Source organism: Nocardiopsis terrae (genome assembly GCF_014651695.1).
GTDB classification, from domain to species: Bacteria; Actinomycetota; Actinomycetes; order Streptosporangiales; family Streptosporangiaceae; genus Nocardiopsis; species Nocardiopsis terrae.
The window spans coordinates 595,098-620,970 of the sequence record NZ_BMXJ01000006.1 but is presented as its reverse complement, the minus strand read 5'-3'; the positions used below and the strand labels follow the sequence as shown (position 1 = coordinate 620,970).

Here is a 25,873-nt window from a genome sequence, read left to right as displayed (position 1 = left end):
CGTCGGGGCCAAAACAAACATGGCTTAAAGAAAATCAAACACGCGCTGTTGAGTTCTCAAGAAACAATCGCTTTTCCCGTACAAGCATCGAAACCGTGGTTTCTTTTGCTCTTCCGTGGAAGCTTTGTTGCGGTCCGGCCGCTGTGCGGCTTTCTCGCTGTGTTGTGTCTTTACTTTATCAGGTGTTCCGCGCCCCGCCAAACTGGCGGTTTGTGTCAGTGTTTCCACTAAACAACCTGTTCGGGGTAAAGCCCGTGTGCTTCGTTTGCCTTGGTGTTTCTGCCGTGTTGGCTTCCACCGGGCTTTTGAAGCGGCTCTCCGAAGTTTACATGTTCCGAGCACTGCTCGAACCACTCTGTTTCGGAAGAGGTGTCTGTGATCGCGGCCCGGTTCTGGGCTGGAACCTGAAGTGGCTCCGCCCGCCGTCCCGCAGCGACTCGTGCAACTATAGGCAAGGCGGGGGTGGACGTCAAGTCAGGACCCGGATCGGATGCCGTCTCGGCGACCCGGGCCTCAGTCACCCCTGTTCGGGCGGCTTCTCAAGGCCCTGACGTACGCGGTCCTCACACCCGGATCGCGCTGTTACGTCGGCTGTTTTCAGACAACAGCCATCTTGCCCGCATCATTCCAGGACCAAACCAGATCTTTGGCTCCGATACCCGCATCCGGGCACCGGCCCCCTCCGGGCGAGCCCCGAGCACACCAGGTCCTCTCACCGAACCCCGGGTACGGCGGGGGCCGGCCCCAGGAAGGGGCCGGCCCGTGTTTCCGGCCGATCAGGCCGGTGCACCCACCCGGTGCACTCGGCCACTCGACTCCTCCGCCGCTCGGCTGTTCAGTGCGCCTAACCCCGGAGAACGACGCCGCCGACGTTGCGCTTGCCCTTACGGAGCACGACGAAGCCGCCTCCGAGCACATCGTCGGGACCGATCCTGGCTTCGACGTCGGTCACCTTCACGTTGTTCACGTAGGCACCGCCCTCCTGGATGGCGCGGCGCGCCGCCGACTTGCTGGGGGCCAGGCCGCTCTGGGCGAACAGGTCCACGACGAGCAGGTCGCCGACCGGTCCGGAGACCTCGGCCTTGGGCACCTCGGCCAGGGCCGCCCCCAGGGTGGGCCCGTCCAGCTCGGACAGGTCGGCCCTGCCGAAGAGCGCCAGGCTGGCCTCCTTGACCTTGCGGGTCTCCTCCGCACCGTGCACCAGAGTGGTCAGCTGTTCGGCGAGGGTGCGCTGGGCGGCACGGGCCTGGGGGCGCTCCTGGGTCTGGCGCTCCAGGTCCTCGATCTCCTCGCGGGAGAGGAAGGTGAACACCTTGAGGTAGCGGATGACGTCGCGGTCGTCGGCGTTGAACCAGAACTGGTAGAAGGCGTACGGCGAGGTCAGTTCGGGGTCGAGCCAGACCGTGCCGGACTCGGTCTTGCCGAACTTGGTGCCGTCGGCCTTGGTGAGCAGGTTCGTGGTCAGTCCGTGCGCCTGCCCGTGCGGCTCGTTGCCCTCGATCCGGCGGACCAGGTCCAGACCCGCGGTGATGTTGCCCCACTGGTCGGAGCCGCCGGTCTGGAGCGTGCAGCCGTAACGCCGGTAGAGCTCGACGAAGTCGTAGGACTGCAGGAGCACGTAGCTGAACTCGGTGTAGCTCATCCCCTCGCCGTCGAGGCGGCTCCTGACCGTCTCGCGGGCCAGCATCTGGTTGATGCTGAAGTGCTTGCCGACGTCGCGGAGCAACTCGATCGCGTTGATCTCGCCCAGCCAGTCACCGTTGTTGGCCAGGACGGCGTCCGTGGGGCCGGCCGGTTCACCCTCGGGGGTGAAGCGCAGGAAGGCCGAGAGCTGCCCGGCCAGGTTCCCGACCCAGCCCCGCACCGTCTCCACCGAGTTCATCTGCCGCTCGGCGTTGGGCTTGGGGTCACCGATGAGTCCCGTGCCGCCGCCGACCAGGGCGATGGGGCGGTGCCCGGCCTGCTGGAAACGGGCCAGGGTGAGTGCCTGGGTGAGGTGGCCGACGTGCAGGCTTCCCGCCGTCGGGTCGAACCCGCAATAGAGGGTGATCGGACCATCGGCCAGCGCCTTGCGGAGTGCGTCAAGGTCGGTCGTCTGCGCGATCAGGCCGCGCCACTGGAGTTCGTCGATGATGTCGATCACTGTGTAGCTCTCTTGTTGTCTAGGCGGGCCCTTCGGCCCGATCTGCCTCGCAGTGTAGATCCTGTGCACCGCCGGGGCACCCGGTCATCCCTCACACGGCCACGCTATCGGTTGGACGTCGCCCCAGTTCACGCGGCCACCGGCAGCACAGGTGCCGGCACTGCCTCCGATACCGCCACCGACGCCGGACCGAACGCCCGGGGGCGGGGCCTTGACCGAATTAGCTAATGGCATTAGCTTTTTGGCTATACGCATGAGCCCATCGACTCGTGCCGCGGACCAGGGAGCACCCATGCACCACCTCCAGCGCCCCGAGGGGCGGATCGCCTACGACCTGTACGGAGCCGAGCACACCGGAACGACCGTGATCTGCGTTCCCGGCATGTTCGACCACCGGTCCTCCTTCCGGTTCGTGGGCGCCGCACTCGCCGCCGCGGGGCACAGCGTGGCCGTTATGGACCTACGCGGTCACGGGGACAGCGACACCGCCTTCGACGACCACACCGACCACGCGGCGGCGACCGACGCGATCGCCCTGGCCGAGGAGCTGGGCGGGGGTCCGACGGTGATGGTCGGCAACTCGTTGGGAGCCGGAGCGGTGACCATCGCCGCCTTCGAACGCCCGGACATGGTTGCGGGAATCACCCTGCTCGCCCCCTTCCTACGGCCGCCCAGGTCCACCCGGGCGACCAGGGCCCTGCAAAGGGTCCTCCTCACCCGCCCCTGGGCTCCCCGGGCACTGGCCCTCTTCTACGGCAGGCTCCACGCGGGGCGGACCCCGGAGGGGCACCGCGAACAGCTGGAGAGAATCCGCCGGATGCTGCGCCCCGCGGACCGCTACCGCGCGGTCCTGGCGACCGTCAACGGCCCGAAGCGGGCGGTGGAGTGGATCGAGGGCTCAGAACACCCGAACGCCGAGGCGGTCGTGGTCATGGGAGAGCGGGACCCCGACTGGAAGGACCCCCGAGCCGAGGCCCGGTGGGCGGCCTCCGTCGTCGGCGGCCGCCTCGTGATGGTGCCCGACTGCGGGCACTACCCGCAGTCGCAGCGCCCCGACGTCGTGGTGCCCGTCATCACCGAGCTCATCGAGAGGGTGAACGCCGGTGCCTAGGGCGGGTCTCACACCCGAACTGGTCACCGCCGAGGCCGCCGCGCTCAGCGACGAGGGAGGGTTCGATGCCCTCTCCCTGGCCGCGGTGGCCAAACGGCTCGGAGTCGCGACCCCGAGCCTGTACAAACACGTGGACAGCCTGGCCGGGCTGCGCCGGGAGGTGTCCCTCCTCGCCGTGGCCGAGCTGAGCGGCCGCCTCCAAGCCGCCGCGGTCGGAAAGTCCGGTGCCGAGGCCGTGCACGCGCTGTTCCGGGCCTACCGGAGGTACGCGCACGAACACCCCGGCGGCTACACCTCGATCCAACAGGCTCCCACCCCCTCGGACACCGAGGCGTACGCGGCCTTCGCCAGACCCGTCGAGGTGATCGCGGCGGTACTACGCGGGTTCGACATCCCCGAGGCACAGGTGGTCCACACGATCCGTGCGCTGCGCAGCTCTCTGCACGGGTTCGTCGACCTGGAGGCCCGGGGCGGGTTCGGGATGCCCGAGGACATCGACGAGAGCTACACGGCCCTGGTGGAGGGCTTCGTGCGCGCTTTGGAACGCCGGCCCGGACCGGACGGACGGGCCGAACGAGAGGTGGGGAACTGATGCCGACCGGACGCTCCGGGGTGGTGGCAGCCGCACCCTGCGCGACCCGCTCCCCCTGTTCGGCCCGGACCCGTGGGGGACGCTCGCGCTGACCGGCGGGGAATCGCCTCCGTTCCTGTTTCCTGCCGCTCCGGTGATGGGCCAAGCTTGAAGGGCCCGGACCGGACGACCCGCCCGTCGCGGGAAGCAAGACAGTGTTGGAGTTCCCTGATGGCCAAGAATCCCTTCTCCGAGAGCGGCAAACCCGTGTCCAAGCTGACCGCGATCGCCGGAACCGTGGTCGGCGCCCTGGTGATCGCCGCCTTCGCGCTGCAACAGCTCGGGGTGATCGACCTGGAGACCGACGACTCCGCCACCGCTCCCCAGGGCTCCTCCGGTACCGCGTCCTCCGATGTCGGACAGGCCAGAGAGCAGATGGAAGAGCTCCGGATCGAGGCCGAGGAGGACCCGCCCGGATACGACCGCGCGCTCTTCCCCCACTGGGACTCCGGTGTCGAGGACAACTGCACCACCCGCCAGGTGGTCCTGCTCCGCGACGGGGAGAACGTGGAGACCGACGACGACTGCCAACCGGTGTCGGGGTCCTGGTACAGCGAGTTCGACGGGGAGACCTTCACCGAAGCACAGGACCTCGACATCGACCACATGGTGGCCCTGAAGGAGGGGTGGCGGTCGGGCGCCCACGCGTGGTCGACCGAACAGCGGCAGAAGTTCGCCAACGACCTCGACTCGTCCCAGCTGTGGGCGGTGAGCGCGTCGAGCAACCGCTCCAAGGGCGACTCCGACCCGGCGGACTGGCTGCCCCCGCTGGAGTCCGCGCACTGCGACTACGTGGTCTCCTGGATCGAGGTCAAGCACGTGTGGGACCTGACCGTGGACCCGGACGAGGAGGCCGCGCTGCGCGAGGTCCTCGAAGGCTGCTGAGCCCCGCCCCGCCACCGCTCCGACTAGGCCGGGTTCTGTCGGCCGACGCCTCGGGCGGTGGCGAGCAGTTCCTCCTCCCCGAGCAGGCCGAAGGGGTCGCGGACCTCGACCGCGACCCCCTCGTCCGGGGACCAGAAGGCCTCGTTCCCGCCGTACAGGCCGGGCGTCCCGCTGTTGTCGAAGTCCTCGAGTTCCCAGGCCTCGGGGTCGCGCTCGTGGTAGCGGGCGAGGAAGGCGCGGACCGCCGAGAGGTCGGTGAGCTCCTCCCCGCGCAGGACCAGGACCTGGAGCAGTACCTGGAACCCGCCACCGTCCTTGGCCTGCTCCCAGGCCCGGGAGGTGAAGGAGACGCCCTCCCATTCGTAGGTGAAGTCCGCGGTCGAGGCCTCCGCCCCGATCCGAGCGGGCAGGTGCCCGATCGTGAATCCGTCCAAGGGTCCTCCTCGAGGGCCGACGGCGGGCGCAGCCGCCGTGAGAACGATCGCGAGCACGGTGGCGAGGGCCACCGGGGCCCACCTGGTCAGGGTCATGGTCACCTCCGCCGATGACCACGGGACCGTCCCGGACCACCGGTTCCTCCATGGTCGGCCGGGACGGCGGCCAGTACCAGGGTGTGCCCGGACCTGTGGATAACTCCGCTCCGACACACCCCGTACCGTTTCGGGCGCGGTTCAGTGCCCCCCGACGAAGCCGTCGTACAGGAACTCGGCGATGGCCAGGGCCGAGGTGGCCGCGGGCGAGGGGGCGTTGCGCACGCACACGACGCGTCCGCGGGTGTCGACGTGGAAGTCGTCCAGCAGGCCTCCGTCCCGGCCCAGGGCCTGGGCGCGCACCCCCGCGGGGGCCGGGCGCAGGTCCTCGGCGGTGAGCTCGGGGAGCAGGCGGCGGGCCTGGCCGGCGAACACCGCCCGGGAGGCCGACACCAGGGTCTCCCGGGCGCCCACGGCCCAGTGCCTGCGGGCGAGCCGCCAGAACCCGGGCCAGGCCAGGGTCTGCGCGAGTTCGCGGACCTGCAGGTCCCGGGCCCGGTAGCCCTCGCGTGCCGTGGCCAGGACGGCGTTGGGGCCGGCCATCACCTCGCCGTGGACGTGCCGGGTCAGGTGCACGCCCAGGAAGGGGTACCGGGGGTCGGGGACCGGGTAGAGGAGCCCGCGTACCAGGCCCCGGCGTTCGGGGACGAGCTCGTGGTAGTGGCCGCGGAAGGGAACGACCCTCGGGTCCGCGGATCCGCCGGCCATCCGGGCGAGCCGGTCGCTCTGCAGGCCGCCGCACAGGACCAGGCGGTCGAACCGGTGGATGACCCGTTCCGCCTTCGGGTCTCCGGTGAGGACCTCCGCACCGTCGTGGTCCTGTCGCAGGCCGATGACGGGGGTGTTGAGCAGGACCCGGCCGCCGGAGCGGCGTACGTCGTCGGCGAGCTGCTCGGCGACCGCGACGAAGTCCGTGATGGCGGTGGTGGGCGAGTGCAGGGCCGCGACGCCGGCCGCGTGGGGTTCGATCTCGCGGATCCCCTCGGGGCCCAGACGGGTGACACCGGGGACGCCGTTCTCCTCGGCCCTGCGCTCGATGTCGTCCAGGCGCTCCTCCTCTTCGGCGCCCACCGCGACGAGGAGCTTGCCCGCCTCCTCGTAGGGCAGGCCGTGCTCGGCGCAGTAGTCCCTGAGCAGACCGACGCCCCGGCGGCACAGGGTGGCCTTGAGGGATCCGGGCCGGTAGTAGAGCCCGGCGTGGACGACACCGCTGTTGTGGCCGCTCTGGTGCGCGGCGACCCGGTTCTCCTTCTCGATGACGGTGACCCGGGTGCCGGGACGGTGGCGGGTGATGTGGCGGGCCAGGGCCAGCCCGACGATTCCCGCTCCGACGATGCCGATGTGTTCGGTGCTGCGCATGGGCGCACGCTAGCAACAGCCGGACGCGGCCGCCCGCGGGAGGTCCGGTTCGGGGCTCGGACGGACCCGGGGGGGTTCTCACAGGGAGCGCAGCCCGACCAGGACGGCGTGCAGGATGTCCTCCCTGCCCAGGGGGCGTGAGGGGCCGCAGCGCTGGAGGGAGCCGTCGGAGACCATCTCGGCGACCATCGCGCGGACCTGGCCGGTGGGGAGGCCGACCGCCGCGGCCAGTTCGGCCACGGTCCGGGCCCTCAACGCGTGGTTGAGGATGGTCTCCCGTTCGGGGCGCAGCCATTCGTGGCGTCCGGGGGTGCGGGCCGCCATGACCAGGGTGAGCAGATCGAGGTCGGCGGACGTGGCGGGGGACGGTCCGGAGCGTTCCGCGGCCCCGGCGTCAACGGCGTAGGGGCGCAGGAACCGCTCGGTCTGCGCGTCCTCCCCCCGACCGGCGGGTCTGGGCTCGTACCCCTCGGGGCGGCTGTCCGTGCCGCGGTCCGTCAGGCGACGGGCGTGGCGGCCCTCAACGCTCACTGGGCCCTCCTCTTGGCGGTGTCGGGAAGGATGAGGTGTTCGGTGAGGGCGGGTTGTGGGGTCCCTGGCTGCCGGAGTGCCCGAACGGCCCCTGTGGGCCGGGGACGCCGTTCCGGTGGCGGGGCCCGGAGTGCCCCTGCTCCCCCGGGTTCCCGAACGGGCCCTGCGGGCCCGAGGGGCCGACCTGGTTCCAGGGCCCGGGGAGGCCGTTGGTCCCCTGCGTTCCGGAGGGCACCCGGGGTCCGGAACCCGGGAACGGCCCCTGGGGGGCCGGAGGGGGCACCCGCCCCTGCGGCCCCGAACCGCCCAGGGCGCCGGGGAAGGCGGGGGCGCCCACGGGGGCGCTGGTGACCGTGAGCGGAGCGTCCGCGGGCTCCAGGAGGCTGTCCGGGATCAGGGCGGTGGCCAGGGTTCCTCCGTAGGGCGAGGGGTTGAGCCACACACGGACACCGTGCCGTTCGGCGAGGCGGGCAACGACGAACAGCCCCAGCCGGGGGTCGTCGGGAAGTGCCATGACGTCGAACTCCGGCGGCCGGGTGAGCGTGCGCTCGGCGGCCGCGTACCCCTGTTCGGACATGCCCAGGCCGCGGTCCTCGATCTCCACGACCAGTCCGCCACCGACGGGGCTGCACCTGACGTCGACGGGGGTGCCCGCGGGAGAGAACTGGGTGGCGTTCTCCACCAGTTCCGCGAGGAGGTGGACGATGTCCGCCACGACCTGTCCGTGCATGAGCACCCGGGGGGCGGACATCAGCCGGACCCGGTCGAAGTCCTCGGTCTCGGCGATGGCCGCGCGCAGCACGTCCACCAGGGGCCGCGGCTGACGCCAGCGGCGGGCCGACTGGCCGCCGCCGAGGATGATGAGGTTGTCGGCGTAGCGGCGGGCCCTGGTGGCCAGGTGGTCCAGGCGGAAGAGCTGGCGCAGTGCCTCGGGGTCCTGCTCGTTGTACTCGATCTCGTCGAGCAGCCTCAGTTGGCGCTGGACCAGGGTCTGGTTCCGGAAGGCGATCCCGAGGAAGGCGCGGTTGGCGCCGCGTCGGATCTCGGCCTGCCGGACCGCGGCCTCCACCGCGGTGATCTGGGCGCTGTCGAACGCCTCGGCGACCTGTCCGATCTCGTCGTCGCCCTCCTCGTCCAGGGGCGGGAGCTCGTCCACGACGTCGACCTTGCTTCCCCGTTGGGCGCGGTCGATGATGTCGGGCAGGTCGGCGTCCCGGTCCAGGATCTGTTCGCGCAGGCAGGCGAGGCGTTCGGTGAGACGGCGCGAGGACCGGCTCACCAGGGCGATGGCGGCCACCCCGCCGAGCAGGGTGACGGCAGCCGCGGCCACCCCGAGGGCGGCCCTGAGGAGTGCGGCGCTCCACGCCAGGTCCACGGTGCGTTCGGTCTGGGCCCGGGCGAGGTCACCCAGGGCGAGGGCGGCGGCGGGCGAGGAGCCGTCCCACTCCTCCGCCTCGACATCGATGTCCGAGTTCCATTCCGCGAGGGGTTCCCGGCCGGGGACCGTCTCGTCGGACTCGGCCACCGGGGGCCGGGTGACGACCCTTCGGCTGAGCCCTTCGGCGGTCGTCCAGGCCTCCTCCTCCAGCAGTGCCTCGTGTCGGGCCCTGACACTCGGGTGCATCGCGTGGGTGACGGCGCCCAGGGTGGCGCGGTAGGAAGCGGTGAGGAAGGTGAAGTGCGCCGTCTCCTCGTAGGTCATGCGCCCCGCGGGGATGACCCCGGCGAGCAGGGCGTCCGCGGCCGCGTAGTCCTCCCGTGCGGCGAGGAGCTCCCTGGTGAGGACGGCGTCGGTGAGGTTCTCTCCGCCCTCGGTGGTGTGCAGCAGGGACGTGGCGGTGTCGGTGAGGGAGTCGAGGAGGCCCCCGTAGCGGAAGAGGGCCTCCTCACGGTTGGCCGAGCCGTCGTCAACGGCCGCTCTCAGGGCGGCGAGTTCGTCCGGGCTCCCGGTCACCGCGGCGGCGTTGCGGTTCACCTCGTCGTCCCGGCCGCCGCGCAGCCGCTCGGCCAGGGTCACGGCCTCCCCGAGGGCTCCGTCCGTACTCTCCCGTTGTTCGTCCAGGTCGTCCTGGAGGTTCGAGGTGTCACCGCTGTCCCGGATTCCCAGATGGACCATGGACAGTCGGCGTTCGGCACGGAGCTCGGTCGCCGCCCGGGAGAGGGTCTGCGTGCCCTCCTTGGCCTGGCTGACGGCGCTCATGAGCTGTGCCGCCTGGATCGTGCCGAGTGTGGCGACGATGAGCCAGAGCGCGAGAAAGCACAGGCTCGGGATCAGCACGATGCGGGTGAGCTGCCCGCGGATCGTCCGGGTGGACGCGTGAGTTCTGCGCATGGCCCCCTCCAGCCCGTGCGGGTGCCGAGGCGTCCTGGACAGGTGCCGCGGCGGCTTTCGGTCCTGCCGAGGCTATCGAAAAACCATTGCCGTACGTTGTCAAACAATCACGACTAGTTATCCTTCTTTGCGGAAGCGTCCACCTCCGCCCGTGTTAAGGCCTGTCGCAACCGGACTGAAAGAGCAGGTCACACCAATCAACGCAACAGGGCCGCCCGGAGGTCCGGGCGGCCCTGTGCAACAGGATCCTGGCGGGGCGTGTCGCGGAATCAGGACTCCGGACGGTGTCGGGAGCCCACCGGCGCGGGAAGCTCCTCCGCGGTCGGAGGCTGTTCCACGCCGAGCGAGTTCAGCACCTCGGCGTAGCGCAGCGCGGCGATCTTGCCCAGGAGGCTGTCCGCGCCCAGGGGTGTGCCCGCCCGGGCCCCGAAGCGGTCGGCGAGATCGGCGAGTTGGTCCGCGGGGATCTCCGGCCCCAGCGCGCTGGGCGCGATGACCGGGCGCTGGCAACCGCCCTGGCGGAGCTGGGAGACGACCTGCTCGATCGCGGCCTCGTTCTCCAGGTCGGCGGGAAGCACGGTCAGACCGAGCCGGGCCGCGAGCAGGACCGCGGTCACGCCCGCGGCGCCCACAGCGCCCTCTCCGCCGACGGCACCGACGACGACGCCGTCGGCCATGGTGGTGTTCCGGGCCGTCACACTGATCAGGCGCATGCGGTCGGCCCGTACGAACCCGGCCTCGGCCAGACGCAGGTGCAGCACCTCGGCGAGCATGGGGTGCGGACCCAGCCCCTCGGTGACGCGGACGTCGGCACCGGCCTCGGCCACAGCGGTCTCGACAGCGGCGCTGGTCCCCGCGTGCGGGGCCGTGACCAGCGGGACCACGACGCCGGCGAGGGGACGGTCGCCGGATTTCTCCAGCCCGCCCAGGGCCTCGTCGAGGCTGTGCTCACGGCCCTCGGTGTGTCCGAACCTGATGGTGACCTCGGGGCGGTAGGCCCGGACGAGATCGGCCATTCGGGCACCGATCAACTCACCGTCGGCGTCCCTGGCCTGTTCAGCCGTGCCCGGGACCGCCATGATCAGGGCGGGGGTACCGAACCAGTTGTCGAAGGACAGCGGGTTGCGGTGGCGTCCGGAACGCCGCTTGGGCAGTTCGCGTGGGGGAAGTCGGTCAGAGTTTCGCATACCAGGATTCAGACGAGAGGTGGATGGGCGCACCGCCGAAGCGGTGGTCACTGCCGCGACATTGTAGCGTTCAACACCACATTGACGGGCGTATCTCCTGAACGTATACCGGACCGACACGGCACTGGGGGTCGGGGGCACCCGGTCAGCCGCTCAGGGCCGGGCTGCGACTGTGGATGACGTGGGTGACCAGTCGGACGAGGACCTCCTTTGCGGATTCGCGTTCACGTGCGTCCGCCATCAGCACCGGGACCTCGGCCGGCACGTCGAGGGCCTCGCGCACCTCCTCCGCCTCGTAGGGGGTGGACCCCTCGAAGCGGTTGACCGCGACGACGAACGGGACCCCGCGCCGTTCGAAGTAGTCCACCGCGTGGAAACAGGTGTCCAGGCGCCGGGTGTCGGCCAGGACCACGGCACCCAGGGCGCCCTCCGCCAACTCGTCCCACATGAACCAGAAGCGGTCCTGCCCGGGCGTGCCGAACAGGTACAGCACGATGTCGTCGTTGATGGTGATGCGGCCGAAGTCCAGGGCGACCGTGGTGGTGGTCTTGTTCTCCACTCCCCCCAGGTCGTCCACCCCCTGGCTCGCCTCGGTCATCACCTCCTCCGTACTCAACGGGGTGATCTCGCTGACGGAGGCCACCATGGTGGTCTTCCCCGCGCCGAACCCCCCGGCAACGATGATTTTGACGGCCTGCGGGATCGCCTCCTGCGTGCCCGGCCGGATCTCAGAGTCTGCGGATGCCATCGAGTACCGCCTGAAGTACTTTCTTCTCGGGAAGCTGGGCCACGGGCATCGCTGCCCGGGTGCGGACGTCGCCCTCGGCCACGAGGTCGCCGATGAGCACCTTGACCACCGTCAGGGGCACATCGAGGCGCGCGGAGATCTCCGCGACCGATATGGGTCTGCGACACAGCGTCAGGATCGCCTGGAGTTCGGGGTCCCGGGGGCGGTCCGCGCGGTCGCGGGCGGCCACCACGATCGTGATCAGGTCCAGCCCGCGCCCCCCTGCACCCGGCCGGGTCCGCCCCTTGGTCATGGTGTAGGGCCGCACCAGCGGTCCTGCGGGCGCATCGCCCGGGGTGACCCCGTTGGAGGGGCCCTCGGAGGTCGGGTGCCCCCGGCCCCGGTGCCAGACCGGGGGCTGCCCGCGGGAGGGGTCGGGCCCCTCCTCGCTCCGCACCGCCGGGGCCGCGCCCGACAGCGGCGACCCGCGCTGTTCACCGAAGATACTCACGATCCTCCGCCTCCCATGGCCGTGAGCTGGCCCGGGCGCCTGGGTGCCGCGGTCAGGAACTGGCCGACCCGTTTGACCCTCAGGTTCATCTCGTAGGCGACCAGACCCACGTCCGCGTCCTCCGTCGCCAGGACTGCCAGACAGGCCCCCGCTCCCGCCGCGGTGACGAACAGGTACGAGTGCTCCATCTCCACCACGGTCTGGCGGACGTCCCCGCCGCCGAAGTGCCGTCCCGTCCCCCGGGCCAGGCTCTGGAACGCCGAGGCCAGCGCGGACAGGTGCTCGGCGTCCTCCGAGACCAACCCCCGGGAGCGTCCGAGCAACAGGCCGTCGGCCGACAGCACGATCGCGTGGCTGGCCCCGACGACGCGGTCGACCAGGTCGTCCAGGAGCCAGTCCAGGTTGTCCGCCGCCTTGCTCTTGCCCACCATCTCAGTCGCTCTCTCCCGTATGGTCGCCGGTGCCTGCACCGACCTGGTCATCACTGCTGTGCCCGGGCCCGGTCGGACCGCTCTCCTCGGTCCGTCCCCGCCGGGTCCCCGCACTGAAGGCGTCCATCATCCGGCGCGCCTGTTCGGGGCTCCGGTGGGACGCCGGTTCCGGTTCGCGCGCGGCCTCCCCGTGGGCGGACCCGCCGCGAAGCTGGGGGGCGAGGCTGGTCTGCCTCCTGCGTCTGGGCAGCCCGGCCCTGCCCGGTCCGGCGCCGACCCTGACGTCGTCGGTCCCCCGTTTGGGCAGTGGCGCCGGCGCCTCCTCCGGGAGCAGCTCCTCGGCTTCGGAGTCCAGATCCGGCACCTGGCGGAGCACCGGGGTGCCCGGGACGCGCTCGCGCGGTCCGCCCTCGGGACCGCCGTGTTCGGGGACCGACCTCAGCAAGGGCCGCGCGGTCCTCGCCTCGGCGGCCAGAAGGTCCGCGGACTCCCGGGGACCGGCTGCTTCCGGGGAGTCGGGACCGCCCGCTCCGGAGCGGGCGAGCGCCGCGACCCGGGGCCGTTCCGAAGGAGGACCGCTGATGGCGGCCACCAGGGTTCCGGGAAGGAGCACCACGGCCCGGGTGCCCCCGTACGGGGAGGGGCGCAGCTGCACTCCGATGTCGTGCTTGCGGGCCAGCCTGGCCACCACGAACAGGCCGAGACGGCCGTCGGTACCAGGAGTCATGACGTCGAACTCGGGCGCCTCGGACAGTGTGGTGTTGGCTTCGGCGAGATCGTGCTCGGTCATCCCCAGGCCGCGGTCCTCGATCTCGACCACCACCCCCTTGGGGACGTTCTCGGCGGCGATGGTGACGTCGGTGTGGGGCGGCGAGTAGGCGGTCGCGTTCTCGACCAGCTCGGCGAGGAGGTGGATGACGTCGGCCACGACCGCCCCCGCCAGTGCCAGGTCCGGAACGGAGACGAGTTCGACCCGGGCGTACTCGTCGGTCTCGGAGATGGCGCCCCGCAGGATGTCGACGAGCGGGACGGGGTGGCGCCAGCGCCGACCGGGCTGGGCCCCGCCCAGGATGATGAGGTTCTCCGCGTGGCGGCGCCCCCGGGTCGCCAGGTGGTCGAGCTGGAAGAGGCTCTCCAGCAGGTCCGGGTCCTCCTCCTCGCGCTCGACCCTGTCCAGGAGCTGGAGCTGGCGCTGCACGAGGGACTGGTTGCGGTGCGCGATCCCCAGGAAGACCCGGCTGACCCCGGCCCGGATGTCGGCCTGTTTGACCGCCGCGCCGACCGCGGTGCGCTGCGCTGTGTTGAAGGCGTCGGCGACCTGGCCGACCTCGTCGGTGCCGTGGTCGAGCTGTTTCATCTCGGTGTCCAGGTCGACGCTCTCCCCCGCCTCCAGGCGGCGCACGATCCGCGGCAGGTCGTTGCGGGCGATGCCCAGCGTCTCGGCCCTGAGCCTGGCGAGCCGGTAGGTGAGGCGACTGGCCGAACGGGCGGCGACCCCGTAGGCGACGGTGCCGGCGAACACGGAGGTGATCCCTCCCCCGACCGCCAGGGTGAACATCCAGGAGCTGGCCGCCTCGGTGAGGTCCACGACGGCGGCCGTCTGGTCCGCGGCGGCCTCGGCCAGCCCTGCGGTGACCTCGTCCGCCGCGTCGCGCCAGCCGTCGAGTCCGGCCGGCGGCGCCGGACTCCGGGTCTGCTCTCCGGTGAGGGGGTCGATGTTGACCGGTGCCTCGTGGTGGGTGACGGTGTCGGCGATCCCCAGGGCCTCCCGCCAGGCGTCGCCCTCGGTGAGCGGGTCCGCGGCGGGGGGTTCGCCGGTCTGCGGTGCCGTCCCGCCGGCGGCCGTCGGCGTCTGCCCGTCCGCCGGGCTCCACGAGGCGAGTCGGCGGCGCGCCTCTCCGGTCAGGGAGGCGATGTCGGACTGCTCGGCCCTGGTGAGGCGGCGCTCGGACAGGACGGCGGTGACGAGGGCGTCGGCGTGGCCGAAGCTCTCCTGGGCCCACAGCAGGTTGCCGGCCGCGGAGGCCGCGTCCGAGGCCGGCCCGTCGTCCAAACCCTGGACGGTGTCCGAGTAGAGGCGAATGCCCTCGTGGATCGCGCCGGTGTAGGTGTCCAGGACGGTCTCGGTCCGGCCGGGCTCGGTGAGGTTGTCCGTGCGCAGGTCCTCCACGTCCTCGAGGGAGCCGAAGAACGCCCGGCTGAGGGGAGCGGGCTCGTCGCCGTCCCCGTCGAGGGCCCCGCGGGCCTCCCTGACCCGGGTGAGCGCCCCGTCGGTCTCCGCCGCCGCCTCGACGAGGGCCTGGCGGGTGGCGTCGCCCGGTTCGGCGAGGAACTCGACGCTCAGGCGGCGCTCGGCCTGGAGCGCGGTGAGCGCCCCGGCGAGCTCGGTGCCGGCCCTGCCGTCGACGACCGACGAGCGCAGGGACACGGCTTGGGCGAGAGTGGCCGCGCTGAGCACGACGAACAGCGCGAGGAAGGTGATGCTGGGGATCAGCACGATCCGGTTGAGCTGCGTCCTGATCCCGCGTCCCGCGCCCCCTGACTGACCCACTGCGCTCCTCCCACGGACTCGGCGCGGGCACCGGAGGCCACGCTTGGTGCGTGCCGGTTCCCGCGCGGGTCGTCACGGTACGCGCAAAGGGGAACACGTGTGGTGCCCGCAGGCTTTGGACGCTACCGCACTCCCCCGCCTCGTGAAGGGGGAATTCCACATTCCCCGTCGAACGGGTGCGTGTCCGGTGGCCGGGGCGCCGGGGGTGTCCGCCGAACGCACGGGGGCGCGCGCCCCTGGGAGGACACGCGCCCCGGCCCCGCCCCGGTCCGGGCGCCCCGGTCGTGCGGGCTCCCGGGCTCCGGGCGGGCTGGTGCTGGGCTCGTCTGGCTTATCCGGTGAAGGCCCTGCGGTGTTCGGCGGCTTCGGAGCGGAGGCGGTCGAGCTGCTCGGCGACCCGGACGGGGGCGGTGCCGCCCCTGCCCGCGCGGGAGGCCAGGGAGCCCGCCACGGCCAGGACCTCGCGGACGCCCGGGGTGAGGTGCGCGGAGATCCGCGCGAAGTCGGCGTCGGTGAGGTCGGGCAGGTCGATGCCGCGCTCCTCGCACACGCGTACGCAGCTGCCGGCGATCTCGTGGGCCTCACGGAAGGGAACCCGCTCGCGGACCAGCCACTCGGCGATGTCGGTGGCCAGGGAGAAGCCCTGCGGGGCCAGCTCGGCCATCCGGTCGGTGTGGAAGGTCAGGGTGGCGACCATACCGGTCATGGCGGGCAGCAGCAGGTGCAGGCTGTCCACGGCGTCGAAGACCGGTTCCTTGTCCTCCTGGAGGTCCCGGTTGTAGGCCAGCGGGAGCCCCTTGAGGGTGGTGAGCAGGCCGGTGAGGTCACCGATCAGGCGGCCCGACTTGCCCCGGGCGAGCTCGGCGACGTCGGGGTTCTTCTTCTGCGGCATGATCGAGGAGCCGGTGGAGAAGGCGTCGTCGAGGGTGATGAAGGAGAACTCCTTCGTGGCCCACAGGATGACCTCCTCCGACAGGCGGGACAGGTCCACACCGATCATGGCGGTCACGAAGGCGAACTCGGCGACCACGTCGCGGGCGGCGGTGCCGTCGATGGAGTTCTCGGAGGAGGCCGGGAAACCGAGCTCCGCGGCGACCGCCTCCGGGTCCAGCCCCAGGGAGGAGCCGGCCAGGGCGCCGGATCCGTAGGGGGAGACCGCGGCGCGGCGGTCCCAGTCGCGGAGCCGCTCGACGTCGCGGAGCAGCGGCCAGGCGTGTGCCATCAGCTGGTGGGCGAGCAGGACCGGCTGGGCGTGCTGGAGGTGGGTGCGGCCCGGCATGGCGGCGTCGGGGTGGGCGCCCGCCTGGTCGGCGAGGGCCTGTACGAGGTCGAGAAGCCGGTCGGCGACGGACCGGGCCTCCTCACGCAGGTACATGCGGACCAGGGTGGCGATCTGGTCGTTGCGGGAGCGCCCGGCGCGCAGCCGTCCGCCGAGTTCGGGGCCGACCCGTTCGATGAACCCGCGCTCCAACGCGGTGTGCACGTCCTCGTCCTCCAGCACGGGGGTGAAGTCCCCCGAGGCCACGTCGGCCTCCAACCGGTCCAGGCCGGCGATCATGCGGTCGAGTTCGTCCCCGGTGAGCAGTCCGGCGCGGTGCAGGGCGCGGGCGTGGGCCCGCGATCCGGCGATGTCGTGGCGGGCGAGGCGCCAGTCGAAGTGGGTGCTCAGCGAGAGGCGGGCCAGGGCCTGGTCCGGTCCTCCCTCGAAGCGGCCGCCCCACAGGCGCAGGGCCTCGGGCTGGTCGGCCATCGTGGTCTCCTTCGTGGAAAGTTCGGGTGGTGCGGTACGGCGCGCCGGCCGTCAGGGGCTGCGGTCGGCCAGCCGCAGGAGTGCCGTGGCCAGGTCCTCGCCGCCTCGGGGGTCGCGGGAGATCACCAGGATGGTGTCGTCCCCTGCGATGGTGCCCAGGATGGCGTGGAAGTCGGTGTGGTCGATGGCCGAGGCCAGGTACTGCGCCGCCCCCGGAGGGGTGCGGACGATGACCATGTTGGCGGAGGCCTCCGCCGAGACGAGCAGGTCCTCGGCCAGCCGGGTGAGGCGGGCGCCGGAGACCTGTTCGAGGCTGAGGGTGTCCGGGCGGGTGCGCTGGAGGCGCTCCCCGCCCTCTCCCGGCAACACGTAGGCGAGGTGGCCGTCCGCGGTGCGGAGTTTGACCGCGCCCAGCTCGTCCAGATCCCTGGAGAGCGTGGCCTGGGTGACCTGGACCCCGGCCTCGGAGAGGCGTTTGGCCAGTTCTCCCTGGGACCGGACGTCCTCGCGGGTGAGGACGTCCGTGATGCGGGCGTGCCGGGCGGCCTTGGTCATCGGGGCCGTGGCGCTGTTGTCGTTGGTCATCGCGGTCCGGGGTCGCGTACGTCGCTGCTTTCGAGGAGGAAGGCGAGCAGGGCCTTCTGGGCGTGGCGGCGGTTCTCGGCCTCGTCCCAGACCACGCTCCGGGGGCCGTCGACGACCCCCGCGGTGATCTCCTTGCCGCGGTAGGCGGGTAGGCAGTGCAGCACGACCGCCTCGGGGTCGGCGGCGGCCATGAGCGCCTCGTCGATGGCGTACGGGCGGAAGGGGGCCTCGCGGTCCTGCTTCTCGTCCTCCTGCCCCATGGAGACCCAGGTGTCGGTGGCCACGACGTCGGCGTCTCCGGCGGCCTCGCGGGGGTCGGTGGTGACGGTGACCGATCCGCCGGTGCTCCGGGCGATCTCGGCCGCCCGGGCGAGGACGACGGGGTCGGGGTGGTGGCTCTCCGGTGCGCCGATCCGCACGTGCATCCCGGCGGTGGCGCAGCCGAGCAGGTAGGAGTGGGACATGTTGTTGGCGCCGTCGCCCAGGTAGGCGAGGGCGAGGCCGGTCAGGGAGCCCTTGTGCTCGCGGACCGTCTGGAGGTCCGCGAGGATCTGGCACGGGTGGAACTCGTCGGTGAGAGCGTTGACCACCGGGACGTTGATGTGCCGGGCGAGGTGCTCGATGCCGGTCTGGGCGAAGGTGCGCCAGACGACGGCTGCGACCTGGCGCTCCAGGACCCTGGCGGTGTCCTCCAGGGGTTCGCCCCTGCCCATCTGGGTGCTGGTGGAGTCCAGGACCAGCGGGTTGCCGCCCAGGTCGGCCACGCCCACGGAGAACGACAGGCGGGTCCGGGTGGAGGGCTTGTCGAAGAGGAGGGCGACCGTGCGCGGTCCGGCCAGCGGCCGGTGCGCGAAGCGTTCCTTCTTCATCTCGTCGGCCAGGTCGAGGACGTGGGCCTGCTCCTGGGGTGTGAGGTCGTCGTCACGCAGGAAGTGCCGGGTCATGAGTGGTTCTCCTTCGTCGCGGCGGCCTCGGCCGCGTCCAGGACGGTCGGCAGGGCCTCGATGAACACACCGATCTGCTCGGGCGTGATGACCAGGGGCGGGGCCAGGCGGACCACGTCCGGGGCGACGGCGTTGACGAGGAACCCGCGGACGGCGGCCTGTTCCTGGACGTGCGCGGCGTGCGGCCCGGTGAGCCGGAGGGCACGCCAGAGTCCGCTGCCGCGCTGCCCGGCGAGGAGGGGGTGGTCGATGCCGTCGATCTGTTCGGCGAGCAGGTCCCCCATCACCTCTGTGTGGGCGAGCAGGCCCTCGCTCTCGATGGTGTCGATGACGGCGAGGGCGGCGGCGCAGGCCACGGGGTTCCCGCCGAAGGTCGACCCGTGGTCGCCCTTGTCGAAGGCGTCGGCGAACCGGCCGAAGCCGACGCAGGCTCCGATCGGCAGTCCGCCGCCCAGGCCCTTGGCGAGGGTGAGGACGTCGGGGCGGATCCCCTCCGCCTGGTGGGCGAACCACTGGCCGGTGCGGCCGATGCCGCTCTGGATCTCGTCCAGGACGAAGGCGGCGCCGGTCCGGTCGCACAGGGCGCGGACCCCGGCGAGGTAGCCCTCGGGTGCGGGGACGACCCCGGCCTCGCCCTGGGTCGGTTCGACGAACACCGCGACGCAGTTGTCGTCGACCGCCTCGGTGAGGGCGTCGAGGTCGCCGTGGGGCACGAAGCGCACGTCCATGCCGAACGGGCCGAAGGGTTCGCGGATGGAGTCCTTGCCGGTCAGGGCGAGGGCCCCGGCGGAGCGGCCGTGGAAGCCCTTGTCCGCGGCGACGAAGTAGTGGCGGCCGGGCCCGGCGGCGCGCTTGGCCAGTTTGAGTGCGGCCTCGTTGGCCTCGGTGCCGGAGTTGGCGAAGAAGACCTTGGCGTCGCCGCCCACCAGTTCCACGAGGCGCTCGGCCAGCTCGACCTCGCGTTCGTGCACGAAGAGGTTGCTGGTGTGGGCGAGCGTGGCCGCCTGGTGGGCGACAGCCTTGACCAGGGCGGGGTGCCCGTGCCCGAGGCTGGAGACGGCGATGCCCGCGATGAGGTCGAGGTACTGGCGGCCGTCGGCGTCGTAGACCTCGCAGCCCCGTCCGAGGCTGAGGGCGATGGGCGGGACACCGTAGTTGGGCATGAGTGAGGCGGCGAAGCGCTCCCTCAGTTCGCTGCTGGTCATCGGGAGCCTCCTGTTTGTGCTGCGGTGCTGGTGTGTGCGGGGCGCCAGGGGCGCGGGTAGTGGCCGTTCCCGGCGAGGAGTTCGGCCTCCAGTTCCTCGTCGGCGACCATGGTGCCCACGCCCTGGTCGGTGAAGACCTCGAGGAGCAGGGAGTGCGGGACGCGGCCGTCGATGATGTGGGACTGGGGGACCCCGCCCTCGACCGCGGTCAGGCAGGCTTCCATCTTGGGGAGCATGCCCGCGGACAGGGAGGGCAGGAGGGCGCGCAGCTCGTCCACGTTCAGGCGGCTGATGAGTTCGGTGTTGGCCGGGTAGTCGGCGAACAGGCCCTCGACGTCGGTGAGCATGATGAGTTTGCTCGCGCCCAGGGCGACCGCGAGCGCGGACGCGGCGGTGTCGGCGTTGATGTTGTAGACGCCGCCGTCGTCGGCGCGGGCGACGCTGGAGATGACCGGGATGCGGCCGTCGGCGATGAGCGCGGAGACCGCGCCCGGGTTGACCCCGCTGACCTCACCGACCCGTCCGATGTCGACGGTCTCGCCGTCCACCTCCACGCGCTTGCGTTCGGCGTGGAGGAGGTTGGCGTCCTCGCCGGACATGCCGACCGCGAAGGGGCCGTGCTGGTTGACCAGTCCCACGATCTCGCGGTTGACCTGGCCGGTGAGGACCATCCGGACGATGTCCATGGCTTCGTCGGTGGTCACCCGCAGGCCGGCGGTGAAGGTCGACTCCACTCCGGAGCGGTCCAGCATGGCGCTGATCTGCGGTCCGCCGCCGTGGACGACGACGGGGCGCAGGCCGGCGTAGTGGAGGAAGACGATCGACTCCGCGAAGCGGACCCGCAGCTCCTCGCTGATCATGGCGTTGCCGCCGTACTTGACGACGACCGTGCGGCCGTGGAAGCGGGAGAGCCAGGGCAGCGCCTCGATGAGGTTGGCCGCCTTGCCCATGGCCTGGGCCTGGTCCTGGGTGGGGTCGTCGGGGAGACGGGAGTTCATGAAGTTGCCTGCTTGTCCTCGGGTGGCCTCTGGTCTTCGGGGGCGGGGGCGTCGTCCGGTTCGGGGGTGTCCGCCTCCAGCTGGGCGGCGAGTTCCTCGCACACCCGGGTGAGCAGGTCGGCGACGGCCTCCTCGTCCGGGGCGGTCCCCTCCCCCCGGGCGTCCTGGGCCGCGCCGCTGGCCATGAGCAGGACGGTGTCGTTGGTACCGGTCAGCGGAGCGAAGGTCCTGGCGGCCGCGTCCGCGACCAGGCGCTGGCACTGTTCGCTGCTCAGGGCGGCGTCGGTGGTCAGGACGCACAGGAGCGCCCCGAGGGAGGCGTCCGGCCCCTTGGCCATGCCGCCGACGGTGACGTCCTCGCCGCGCAGGAAGGCGAACTTGGCGACGGTGTCCCCGGTCCGGATGGCGTCGGCGGCGGGGAGCCCGCCGCCCCGGCCCGCCTCGGCGAGCGCGGCGCTCACTCCGGTGTTCAGTGCGTCCGTCGGCAGGTTCGCGCCGACGGGGCCGGCGGAGCACAGCACGATCTCGGCCGCGGAGTCGGACAGCAGGTCGGCCGCGTGCTCGGCCTCGGCGTGGGCCGCCTGGAAGCCGAGTGGTCCGGTGCCCGCGTTGGCGCAGCCGGAGTTGAGGACGGCCGCGCGTACGCGTCCGCCCGAGACGACCTGTTGGGACCACAGGACCGGTGCGGCCCGGTCGGGGTGGTCGGTGAAGACCGCTCCGGCCGTGCGGAGGGGGCCGTCGTTGACGACGACGGCGACGTCTCGGGCGCGATCGGCCCTGATCCCGGCGGTCACGCCCGCGGCGCGGAACCCTTGTGGTGCGGTGACACTCACGTCGGAGCCTCTCCCCTGTCAGCTTTCTCTAGGGCGCGACCGCGGCGAGCGGGAGGCCGGTGTCCTCGGGCAGGCCCAGGGCGATGTTGGTGCTCTGGATCGCGCCGCCCGCGGTGCCCTTGGTGAGGTTGTCCAGGGCGGCGACGGCGACCATGCGGCCCGCGTCGGCGTCCACGGTGACCTGCACGAGGGTGGTGTTGGCGGCGACCGTCATGGCGGTGCTGGGCCAGGTGCCCTCGGGGAGGAGGTGGACGAAGGGCTCGTCGGCGTAGGAGGTCTCGTAGGCCGCGCGGACCTGGTCGGCACTGGTCCCCGGTTTGAGGGGTGCGGTGCAGGTGGCGAGGATGCCGCGGGGCAGGGGGGCCAGGACCGGGGTGAAGGAGAGCCGGACCGGTTCGCCGGTGACGGCGGTGAGGTTCTGGACGATCTCCGGGTTGTGCCGGTGCGCGCCTCCGACCCCGTAGGGGCTGAGTGCGCCCATGACCTCGCTGCCGACCAGGTTCGGTTTGGGGGCCTTGCCCGCGCCGGAGGTTCCGGTGACGGCGACCACGGTGAGGTCGGTCTCGACGAGCTGCTGGGCCAGGCCGGGGAGGAGGCCGAGGGTGGCGACGGTGACGTGGCAGCCGGGGACGGCGATCCGGCGGGCACCGGCGAGGCGTTCCCGCTGCCCGGGGAGTTCCGGGAGGCCGTAGGGCCAGGTTCCGGCGTGGGGCGTGCCGTAGAAGCGTTCCCAGGCGGCGGCGTCGTTGAGCCGGAAGTCGGCGCCGCAGTCGACGACGAGGACGTCGTCGCCCAGCTGCTGGGCGATGTCGGCGGACTGTCCGTGCGGAAGGGCGAGGAAGACGACGTCGTGTCCGCGGAGCTCCTCGACGTCGGTGGGGGCGAGGATCCGGTCGGCCAGCGGAAGCAGGTGCGGCTGGTGCTGGATGAGGGGTGTCCCCGCGTTGCTTCCGGCGGTGACGGTACCGATCTCGATCTCCGGGTGCCCGAGGAGCAGGCGCAGCAGCTCGCCCCCGGCGTAGCCGCTGGCTCCGGCGATGGCCGCTGTGTATCCCATGGTGAGATCCTCTCTTCCCGCTTGGACTGAACCATCATGCATGGCTCTGCAAGTTTATGCAAGCAGGGGCGGGCAATCCCACGGACCTACCCGGTCCACGGGGAGGCGGACCGGGGCCGAGCAGGCGTCATCCCGAGTTCTCGGGAGTGACCGCCGTCCGCCCGCTCGACAGACTTCCTCTTGGAAGCGCGCTTCCTTCCGCACCTCACGGAAGGGAGATCGAGGACATGGACCCCGACGAGTAGCCCCCGACACCACAGAACCGAGCCGACCGGGGTGGCCGCCCCGGACCGCGGCGGCCACCCGCAAGCTTTTGTGCTCCAAATGACCGATCATCCGATTTCGGAGAAAAAAGGCGGACGCCCCGGAAGGTTGGCCATGAATTGTCAGCATTTTCCGGCATCAGCGTTGTTAGTCTCCATGACTGCGAGCCCCGGACCAGCAGAGCAGAGGACCTCGCTCCGGCTGGGCACGCCTTCATGCCGAACACCGCCCGGCTGACCATGTTTCACCGGAACGGGATGAATTCGAACCAGAATCATCGAATGCCCGCTTCAGCGCAGTCTTCACCCCTCAGGCAAGGAGTGCCCCTTGGGAACAGCATTCACACTCTTCCTTCTCTTCGTCACCCTGGCCGTCGTCGGCGGTTTCGCCCTGGCGCGCTGGGAGAAAGGCGTGCACAGGGTGCCGTTGAGCGGCCAACTGAGCGAACCCGCCGAGTGGCTGCCCCAGGCCATGCAGGCCGCCGCCCGCGGCGGGATGATCCGATGGCGGCCAGTGATCGAGACGGTCACCGACAGCAACGGCGACGTCATCGGCTACCACGGCCAACTGCTGAGCTCGGACAACGACGTCATCAGCGTCGACGTGCCCTACTTCCCCGCTGGTGACTACCCCGAGCACGAGCCGGTGGAGGCGGAGATCCAGATGGAGGTGTTCACCGTCTACGGCAGGTTCCGGTTCGGTGCCATGCCCGCCGTCTACATCCGCCGCAGGTGGCGCAAGGCGCGACGCGAGCTGAAACGGCACGCCAACCAGAACATTCCGGTCTGACCCGCGACCGACACCGTCCAGGAGATCCATCGTGCCCGCCCCCCGAACCGACGGCTCGGACTTCGTCGACTACTACGCGCTCCTCGACACCGCTCCCGACGCCGACACCGCAACCATCCGCGACAGGCTCGACGCCCTCATCCTGGAATGGCAGCAGTTCACCGGCTCCAACAAGAAAAACCTGCGCCGCCGAGCCGAGGACATGCTCGAACTCGCCGCCCGAGCCGAGAAGACCCTCCTCGACCCGCGACGACGCGCCGCCTACGACACCACGCACGCCCAACAGGCCAAGGAGAGCACAACCGGCACACCCGGTGGCGAGCGGAGCGGTGAACGGGGAGGTGCCAACCCGGGACGGGAAAGCCTGGACCGCGCCAAGGACGCCTTCTTCGGCGGGGACCACAAGGCGGCCCGGTTCTTCGCCAACCGTGCCGTCGAACAGGACCCCGACCTGGGTGAGGCGTGGTTCATCCTCTTCGCGGCCTGTCTGAGCCTGGGCGATCTGGACGGGGCCGAGATCGCCGGAACCACCGCGGTGCGTTTGGGACCGGCCAACCCGCTCTGGTCCTCCCACGTCGGCGGCTTTCTCGTGGAAGCCCTGGGAGAGACCGAACGCGGTTTCGCACTCTTGGAGAACGCGGTCCGGCACGACACCACCCCAGAGGCCGGCTGCCACCTCGCCAGGCACCAGCGCAGTCGCGGCCTACAGGAGAAGGCTCTCCAGACCATGCGCGACCTCCGTAAGCGCTTCCCCGAGGACACGGACGTGAAGGAGGAGCTAGCCCTGACGCTCCTGGGCTCAGCCGAGGATGTACCCCGAATCCGAGCCGGGGAGATGTACATCATCACCGACGAGAGCGAGATCGAGCTCATGGAAGGGCTGATTCAGGAGGCCAAGAAACTGGGGCCGCAGAACAAGGAGGTGCGCCGGGCACTCAACAACACGGTCAGCCACCTGGACAAATCCAAGGAGACCGTCTTCACCTTCCGTCTGTTCGCGAACGAAGGAGCCTCCACCCTCATCTGGTGGTCTGCCCCCATCGGCCTGCTCCTCGGCGTCATTCTGCTCGCCAACGGTCTACCCGTCGGGCTCCTCCCGTTCTTCGTCGGGCTAGCCGCAGTAACCGTGATCCCTGCCCAGTGCCGCCCTCCCCGCTGGGAACTGAACGCCCGCACCAAGGACGAGAAGTACAGCGAACTGCGCGCCGCCGAGGATCTGCGGTCCCGGCTCTGACCACGCCTGTCGCGAACGGAGACACCATGGCAGCCCCCACCGTGCACACCCCGGGTTTCGTCGACTACTACGCGCTCCTCGACACCGCTCCCGACGCCGACACCGCAACCATCCGCGACAGGCTCGACGCCCTCATCCTGGAATGGCAGCAGTTCACCGGCTCCAACAAGAAAAACCTGCGCCGCCGAGCCGAGGACATGCTCGAACTCGCCGCCCGAGCCGAGAAGACCCTCCTCGACCCGCGACGACGCGCCGCCTACGACACCACGCACGCCCAACAGGCCAGAGAGAGCACAACCGCACCTTCCGGCTACGAGCAGGACGTCCCCGGGCAGCCCGCCCGGGGCAGAACCACCCCGGGCACCGCTGACGCGGCGGAGGACCCCCTGACCCAGATCTCCGAGAGGCTCGACTGCGGGGACTACTTCGGGGCCAGGCACCTGGCGGCCCGGGCCGTCCAGCGGGATCCCGGGCGGGCCGATGCCTGGTTCCTGCTCTTCCGTTCGTGTCTGAGGCTGAAGGACGTCGAGGGGGCGCGGCGTGCGGGCACCAGAGCCGTGTCGCTTCGTCCGGACGAGTTGCCGTGGCTCCTCTCGGTCGGATACTGGCTCGCGGACATCGGCGACCTGGATCTGGCGGCGCCCATGGTGGAAAGGGCCGCGGAGCTCGACACCACGCCCGAGTCCGGGCTGCTCCTGGCCTCGCTCAACCGCCTGAGCGGGCGGCCCAGCAGCGCGGTGCGGAACCTGCGTGAGCTCCGTCGCCGCTGGCCAGGCGCACTCGAGGTACGCGATGCGCTCGCGGCGGCCCTGGTCGAACAGGCCGAGAGGTGTCCCGAGGTCCAGCAGGGCGAGCACTATCTCATCACCTCGCAGGAGGAGGTGACCCGTATGCACGCCCTCCTCCTGGAAGCCAGAGGTCTTCAACCGCAGGACCGGGAGGTACGCGCGGCCTGCCTGAACCTGGCGGAGGCCGTCACACAGGCGCGGGAGCCCCGTCTCACCAGCCGTCTGTACCGGAACGAGGCCCTTTCGGCGTCCGTGTGGGGCAGCGGCGTGGTCATGCCCCTGCTCGGACTCGCCATGTTCTCGTCCAGCGGCGGGGCCGGCCTGCTCATGGTCTTCGCCGGGGTGGGAGCTCTCTGCCTGGCCTTCTCCCGGTGCCGACCGTACGGGTGGGAGGACAACCACCGTCACCGCGACTCGCCCCGTTTCATCTCCGGAAGCCACGAGCCCCACGCGGATCTCCACTAGTCCGGTGCGGAGCGGACAGGACTTCACAGAAA

The 25,873-nt window shown here is 71.2% G+C and carries 23 protein-coding genes; 6 read left to right on the top strand and 17 right to left on the bottom strand.

From position 1 onward, the window contains the following. Positions 1-844: 844 nt before the first annotated feature. Positions 845-2,143 (bottom strand): tyrosine--tRNA ligase, encoded by a 1,299-nt coding sequence (gene tyrS / locus IE195_RS19920; RefSeq protein WP_191273665.1) that lies wholly within the window; start codon positions 2,141-2,143, stop codon positions 845-847. Between the two features lie 292 nt (positions 2,144-2,435). Here tyrS and IE195_RS19915 point away from each other — a divergent pair, with 292 nt between their 5' ends. The 3 genes from IE195_RS19915 (at position 2,436) to IE195_RS19905 (ending at position 4,770) form a co-directional block, all read left to right on the top strand. After that, entirely contained in the window at positions 2,436-3,254 is an 819-nt protein-coding gene (locus IE195_RS19915) for an alpha/beta fold hydrolase (protein ID WP_191273663.1), read from the top strand. Next, positions 3,247-3,846: a TetR/AcrR family transcriptional regulator gene (locus IE195_RS19910; protein ID WP_191273660.1), complete on the top strand. Its 600-nt coding sequence runs from the start codon at positions 3,247-3,249 to the stop codon at positions 3,844-3,846. Before IE195_RS19915 ends, IE195_RS19910 begins: the two co-directional genes overlap by 8 nt. A gap of 210 nt (positions 3,847-4,056) precedes the next feature. Beyond that, positions 4,057-4,770, top strand: a complete 714-nt coding sequence (locus tag IE195_RS19905) for an HNH endonuclease family protein (protein WP_191273658.1) — start codon at positions 4,057-4,059, stop codon at positions 4,768-4,770. Positions 4,771-4,793: 23 nt separating this feature from the next. On the opposite strand, the gene IE195_RS19900 is transcribed toward IE195_RS19905, so the two are convergent. From IE195_RS19900 to argC, 16 genes are all read right to left on the bottom strand, one after another. Next, a complete protein-coding gene (locus tag IE195_RS19900; RefSeq protein ID WP_191273657.1) occupies positions 4,794-5,300 on the bottom strand; it encodes a hypothetical protein in 507 nt (168 codons plus the stop codon). Between the two features lie 141 nt (positions 5,301-5,441). Continuing rightward, a complete protein-coding gene (lhgD, locus tag IE195_RS19895; RefSeq protein WP_191273655.1) occupies positions 5,442-6,659 on the bottom strand; it encodes an L-2-hydroxyglutarate dehydrogenase in 1,218 nt (405 codons plus the stop codon). Between the two features lie 78 nt (positions 6,660-6,737). Next, positions 6,738-7,190: a DUF742 domain-containing protein gene (locus tag IE195_RS19890; RefSeq protein WP_191273653.1), complete on the bottom strand. Its 453-nt coding sequence runs from the start codon at positions 7,188-7,190 to the stop codon at positions 6,738-6,740. After that, positions 7,180-9,522 (bottom strand): nitrate- and nitrite sensing domain-containing protein, encoded by a 2,343-nt coding sequence (locus IE195_RS19885; RefSeq protein WP_191273651.1) that lies wholly within the window; start codon positions 9,520-9,522, stop codon positions 7,180-7,182. The genes IE195_RS19890 and IE195_RS19885 overlap by 11 nt, the downstream gene beginning before the upstream one ends. Positions 9,523-9,791: 269 nt before the next feature. Beyond that, positions 9,792-10,709, bottom strand: a complete 918-nt coding sequence (locus IE195_RS19880; RefSeq protein WP_191273649.1) for a sirohydrochlorin chelatase — start codon at positions 10,707-10,709, stop codon at positions 9,792-9,794. A gap of 145 nt (positions 10,710-10,854) precedes the next feature. Next, the gene (locus IE195_RS19875; RefSeq protein ID WP_191273647.1) at positions 10,855-11,457 is read right to left on the bottom strand and encodes a GTP-binding protein; all 603 of its coding nucleotides are present in this window, start codon (positions 11,455-11,457) and stop codon (positions 10,855-10,857) included. Next, positions 11,438-11,893, bottom strand: coding sequence for a DUF742 domain-containing protein (locus tag IE195_RS19870; protein ID WP_229826329.1), 456 nt, complete (start codon positions 11,891-11,893; stop codon positions 11,438-11,440). Before IE195_RS19870 ends, IE195_RS19875 begins: the two co-directional genes overlap by 20 nt. A 50-nt stretch (positions 11,894-11,943) precedes the next feature. Further along, on the bottom strand, positions 11,944-12,378 hold the full coding sequence (locus IE195_RS19865) for a roadblock/LC7 domain-containing protein (protein ID WP_191273643.1): 435 nt from the start codon (positions 12,376-12,378) through the stop codon (positions 11,944-11,946). A gap of 1 nt (position 12,379) precedes the next feature. Then, positions 12,380-14,929, bottom strand: a complete 2,550-nt coding sequence (locus IE195_RS19860) for a sensor histidine kinase (protein ID WP_191273641.1) — start codon at positions 14,927-14,929, stop codon at positions 12,380-12,382. A gap of 331 nt (positions 14,930-15,260) precedes the next feature. Continuing rightward, positions 15,261-16,679 carry an argininosuccinate lyase gene (gene argH, locus IE195_RS19855; protein WP_191273639.1) on the bottom strand — a complete coding sequence of 473 codons (1,419 nt, stop codon included), beginning with the start codon at positions 16,677-16,679 and terminating at the stop codon, positions 15,261-15,263. Positions 16,680-16,730: 51 nt separating this feature from the next. Continuing rightward, positions 16,731-17,264 (bottom strand): arginine repressor, encoded by a 534-nt coding sequence (locus IE195_RS19850; RefSeq protein ID WP_191273637.1) that lies wholly within the window; start codon positions 17,262-17,264, stop codon positions 16,731-16,733. Beyond that, positions 17,261-18,208 carry an ornithine carbamoyltransferase gene (gene argF / locus IE195_RS19845; protein ID WP_191273635.1) on the bottom strand — a complete coding sequence of 316 codons (948 nt, stop codon included), beginning with the start codon at positions 18,206-18,208 and terminating at the stop codon, positions 17,261-17,263. Before argF ends, IE195_RS19850 begins: the two co-directional genes overlap by 4 nt. Continuing rightward, on the bottom strand, positions 18,205-19,413 hold the full coding sequence (locus IE195_RS19840) for an acetylornithine transaminase (protein ID WP_191273633.1): 1,209 nt from the start codon (positions 19,411-19,413) through the stop codon (positions 18,205-18,207). Before IE195_RS19840 ends, argF begins: the two co-directional genes overlap by 4 nt. Then, complete coding sequence (gene argB, locus IE195_RS19835) at positions 19,410-20,411, bottom strand: acetylglutamate kinase (RefSeq protein ID WP_191273631.1); 1,002 nt, start codon at positions 20,409-20,411, stop codon at positions 19,410-19,412. The genes IE195_RS19840 and argB overlap by 4 nt, the downstream gene beginning before the upstream one ends. Then, positions 20,408-21,244, bottom strand: a complete 837-nt coding sequence (locus tag IE195_RS19830) for a bifunctional ornithine acetyltransferase/N-acetylglutamate synthase (protein WP_191273629.1) — start codon at positions 21,242-21,244, stop codon at positions 20,408-20,410. The genes argB and IE195_RS19830 overlap by 4 nt, the downstream gene beginning before the upstream one ends. Positions 21,245-21,272: 28 nt before the next feature. After that, positions 21,273-22,301, bottom strand: a complete 1,029-nt coding sequence (gene argC / locus IE195_RS19825; protein WP_191273627.1) for an N-acetyl-gamma-glutamyl-phosphate reductase — start codon at positions 22,299-22,301, stop codon at positions 21,273-21,275. Between the two features lie 591 nt (positions 22,302-22,892). On the opposite strand from argC, the gene IE195_RS19820 reads away from it, so the two are divergent. The 3 genes from IE195_RS19820 to IE195_RS19810 are packed head-to-tail and all read left to right on the top strand — an operon-like array spanning position 22,893 to position 25,841. Beyond that, positions 22,893-23,354, top strand: coding sequence for a hypothetical protein (locus IE195_RS19820; RefSeq protein ID WP_191273625.1), 462 nt, complete (start codon positions 22,893-22,895; stop codon positions 23,352-23,354). A 31-nt stretch (positions 23,355-23,385) separates the two neighbouring features. Beyond that, complete coding sequence (locus tag IE195_RS19815; protein WP_191273623.1) at positions 23,386-24,588, top strand: hypothetical protein; 1,203 nt, start codon at positions 23,386-23,388, stop codon at positions 24,586-24,588. 26 nt (positions 24,589-24,614) lie between these two features. Beyond that, positions 24,615-25,841, top strand: coding sequence for a J domain-containing protein (locus IE195_RS19810; protein WP_191273621.1), 1,227 nt, complete (start codon positions 24,615-24,617; stop codon positions 25,839-25,841). The last annotated feature ends 32 nt before the right edge of the window (positions 25,842-25,873 follow it).

Excerpts from the sequence above, each read along its gene's own strand:
- IE195_RS19875 (WP_191273647.1), bottom strand. The coding sequence starts at position 11,457 with ATGGCATCCGCAGACTCTGAGATCCGGCCGGGCACGCAGGAGGCGATC.
- argH (WP_191273639.1), bottom strand. The coding sequence starts at position 16,679 with ATGGCCGACCAGCCCGAGGCCCTGCGCCTGTGGGGCGGCCGCTTCGAG.
- IE195_RS19865 (WP_191273643.1), bottom strand. The coding sequence starts at position 12,378 with ATGGTGGGCAAGAGCAAGGCGGCGGACAACCTGGACTGGCTCCTGGAC.
- IE195_RS19850 (WP_191273637.1), bottom strand. The coding sequence starts at position 17,264 with ATGACCAACGACAACAGCGCCACGGCCCCGATGACCAAGGCCGCCCGG.
- argB (WP_191273631.1), bottom strand. The coding sequence starts at position 20,411 with ATGAACTCCCGTCTCCCCGACGACCCCACCCAGGACCAGGCCCAGGCC.
- IE195_RS19810 (WP_191273621.1), top strand. The coding sequence starts at position 24,615 with ATGGCAGCCCCCACCGTGCACACCCCGGGTTTCGTCGACTACTACGCG.
- IE195_RS19880 (WP_191273649.1), bottom strand. The coding sequence starts at position 10,709 with ATGCGAAACTCTGACCGACTTCCCCCACGCGAACTGCCCAAGCGGCGT.
- IE195_RS19900 (WP_191273657.1), bottom strand. The coding sequence starts at position 5,300 with ATGACCCTGACCAGGTGGGCCCCGGTGGCCCTCGCCACCGTGCTCGCG.
- IE195_RS19885 (WP_191273651.1), bottom strand. The coding sequence starts at position 9,522 with ATGCGCAGAACTCACGCGTCCACCCGGACGATCCGCGGGCAGCTCACC.
- lhgD (WP_191273655.1), bottom strand. The coding sequence starts at position 6,659 with ATGCGCAGCACCGAACACATCGGCATCGTCGGAGCGGGAATCGTCGGG.
- IE195_RS19905 (WP_191273658.1), top strand. The coding sequence starts at position 4,057 with ATGGCCAAGAATCCCTTCTCCGAGAGCGGCAAACCCGTGTCCAAGCTG.
- argC (WP_191273627.1), bottom strand. The coding sequence starts at position 22,301 with ATGGGATACACAGCGGCCATCGCCGGAGCCAGCGGCTACGCCGGGGGC.
- argF (WP_191273635.1), bottom strand. The coding sequence starts at position 18,208 with ATGACCCGGCACTTCCTGCGTGACGACGACCTCACACCCCAGGAGCAG.
- IE195_RS19915 (WP_191273663.1), top strand. The coding sequence starts at position 2,436 with ATGCACCACCTCCAGCGCCCCGAGGGGCGGATCGCCTACGACCTGTAC.
- IE195_RS19840 (WP_191273633.1), bottom strand. The coding sequence starts at position 19,413 with ATGACCAGCAGCGAACTGAGGGAGCGCTTCGCCGCCTCACTCATGCCC.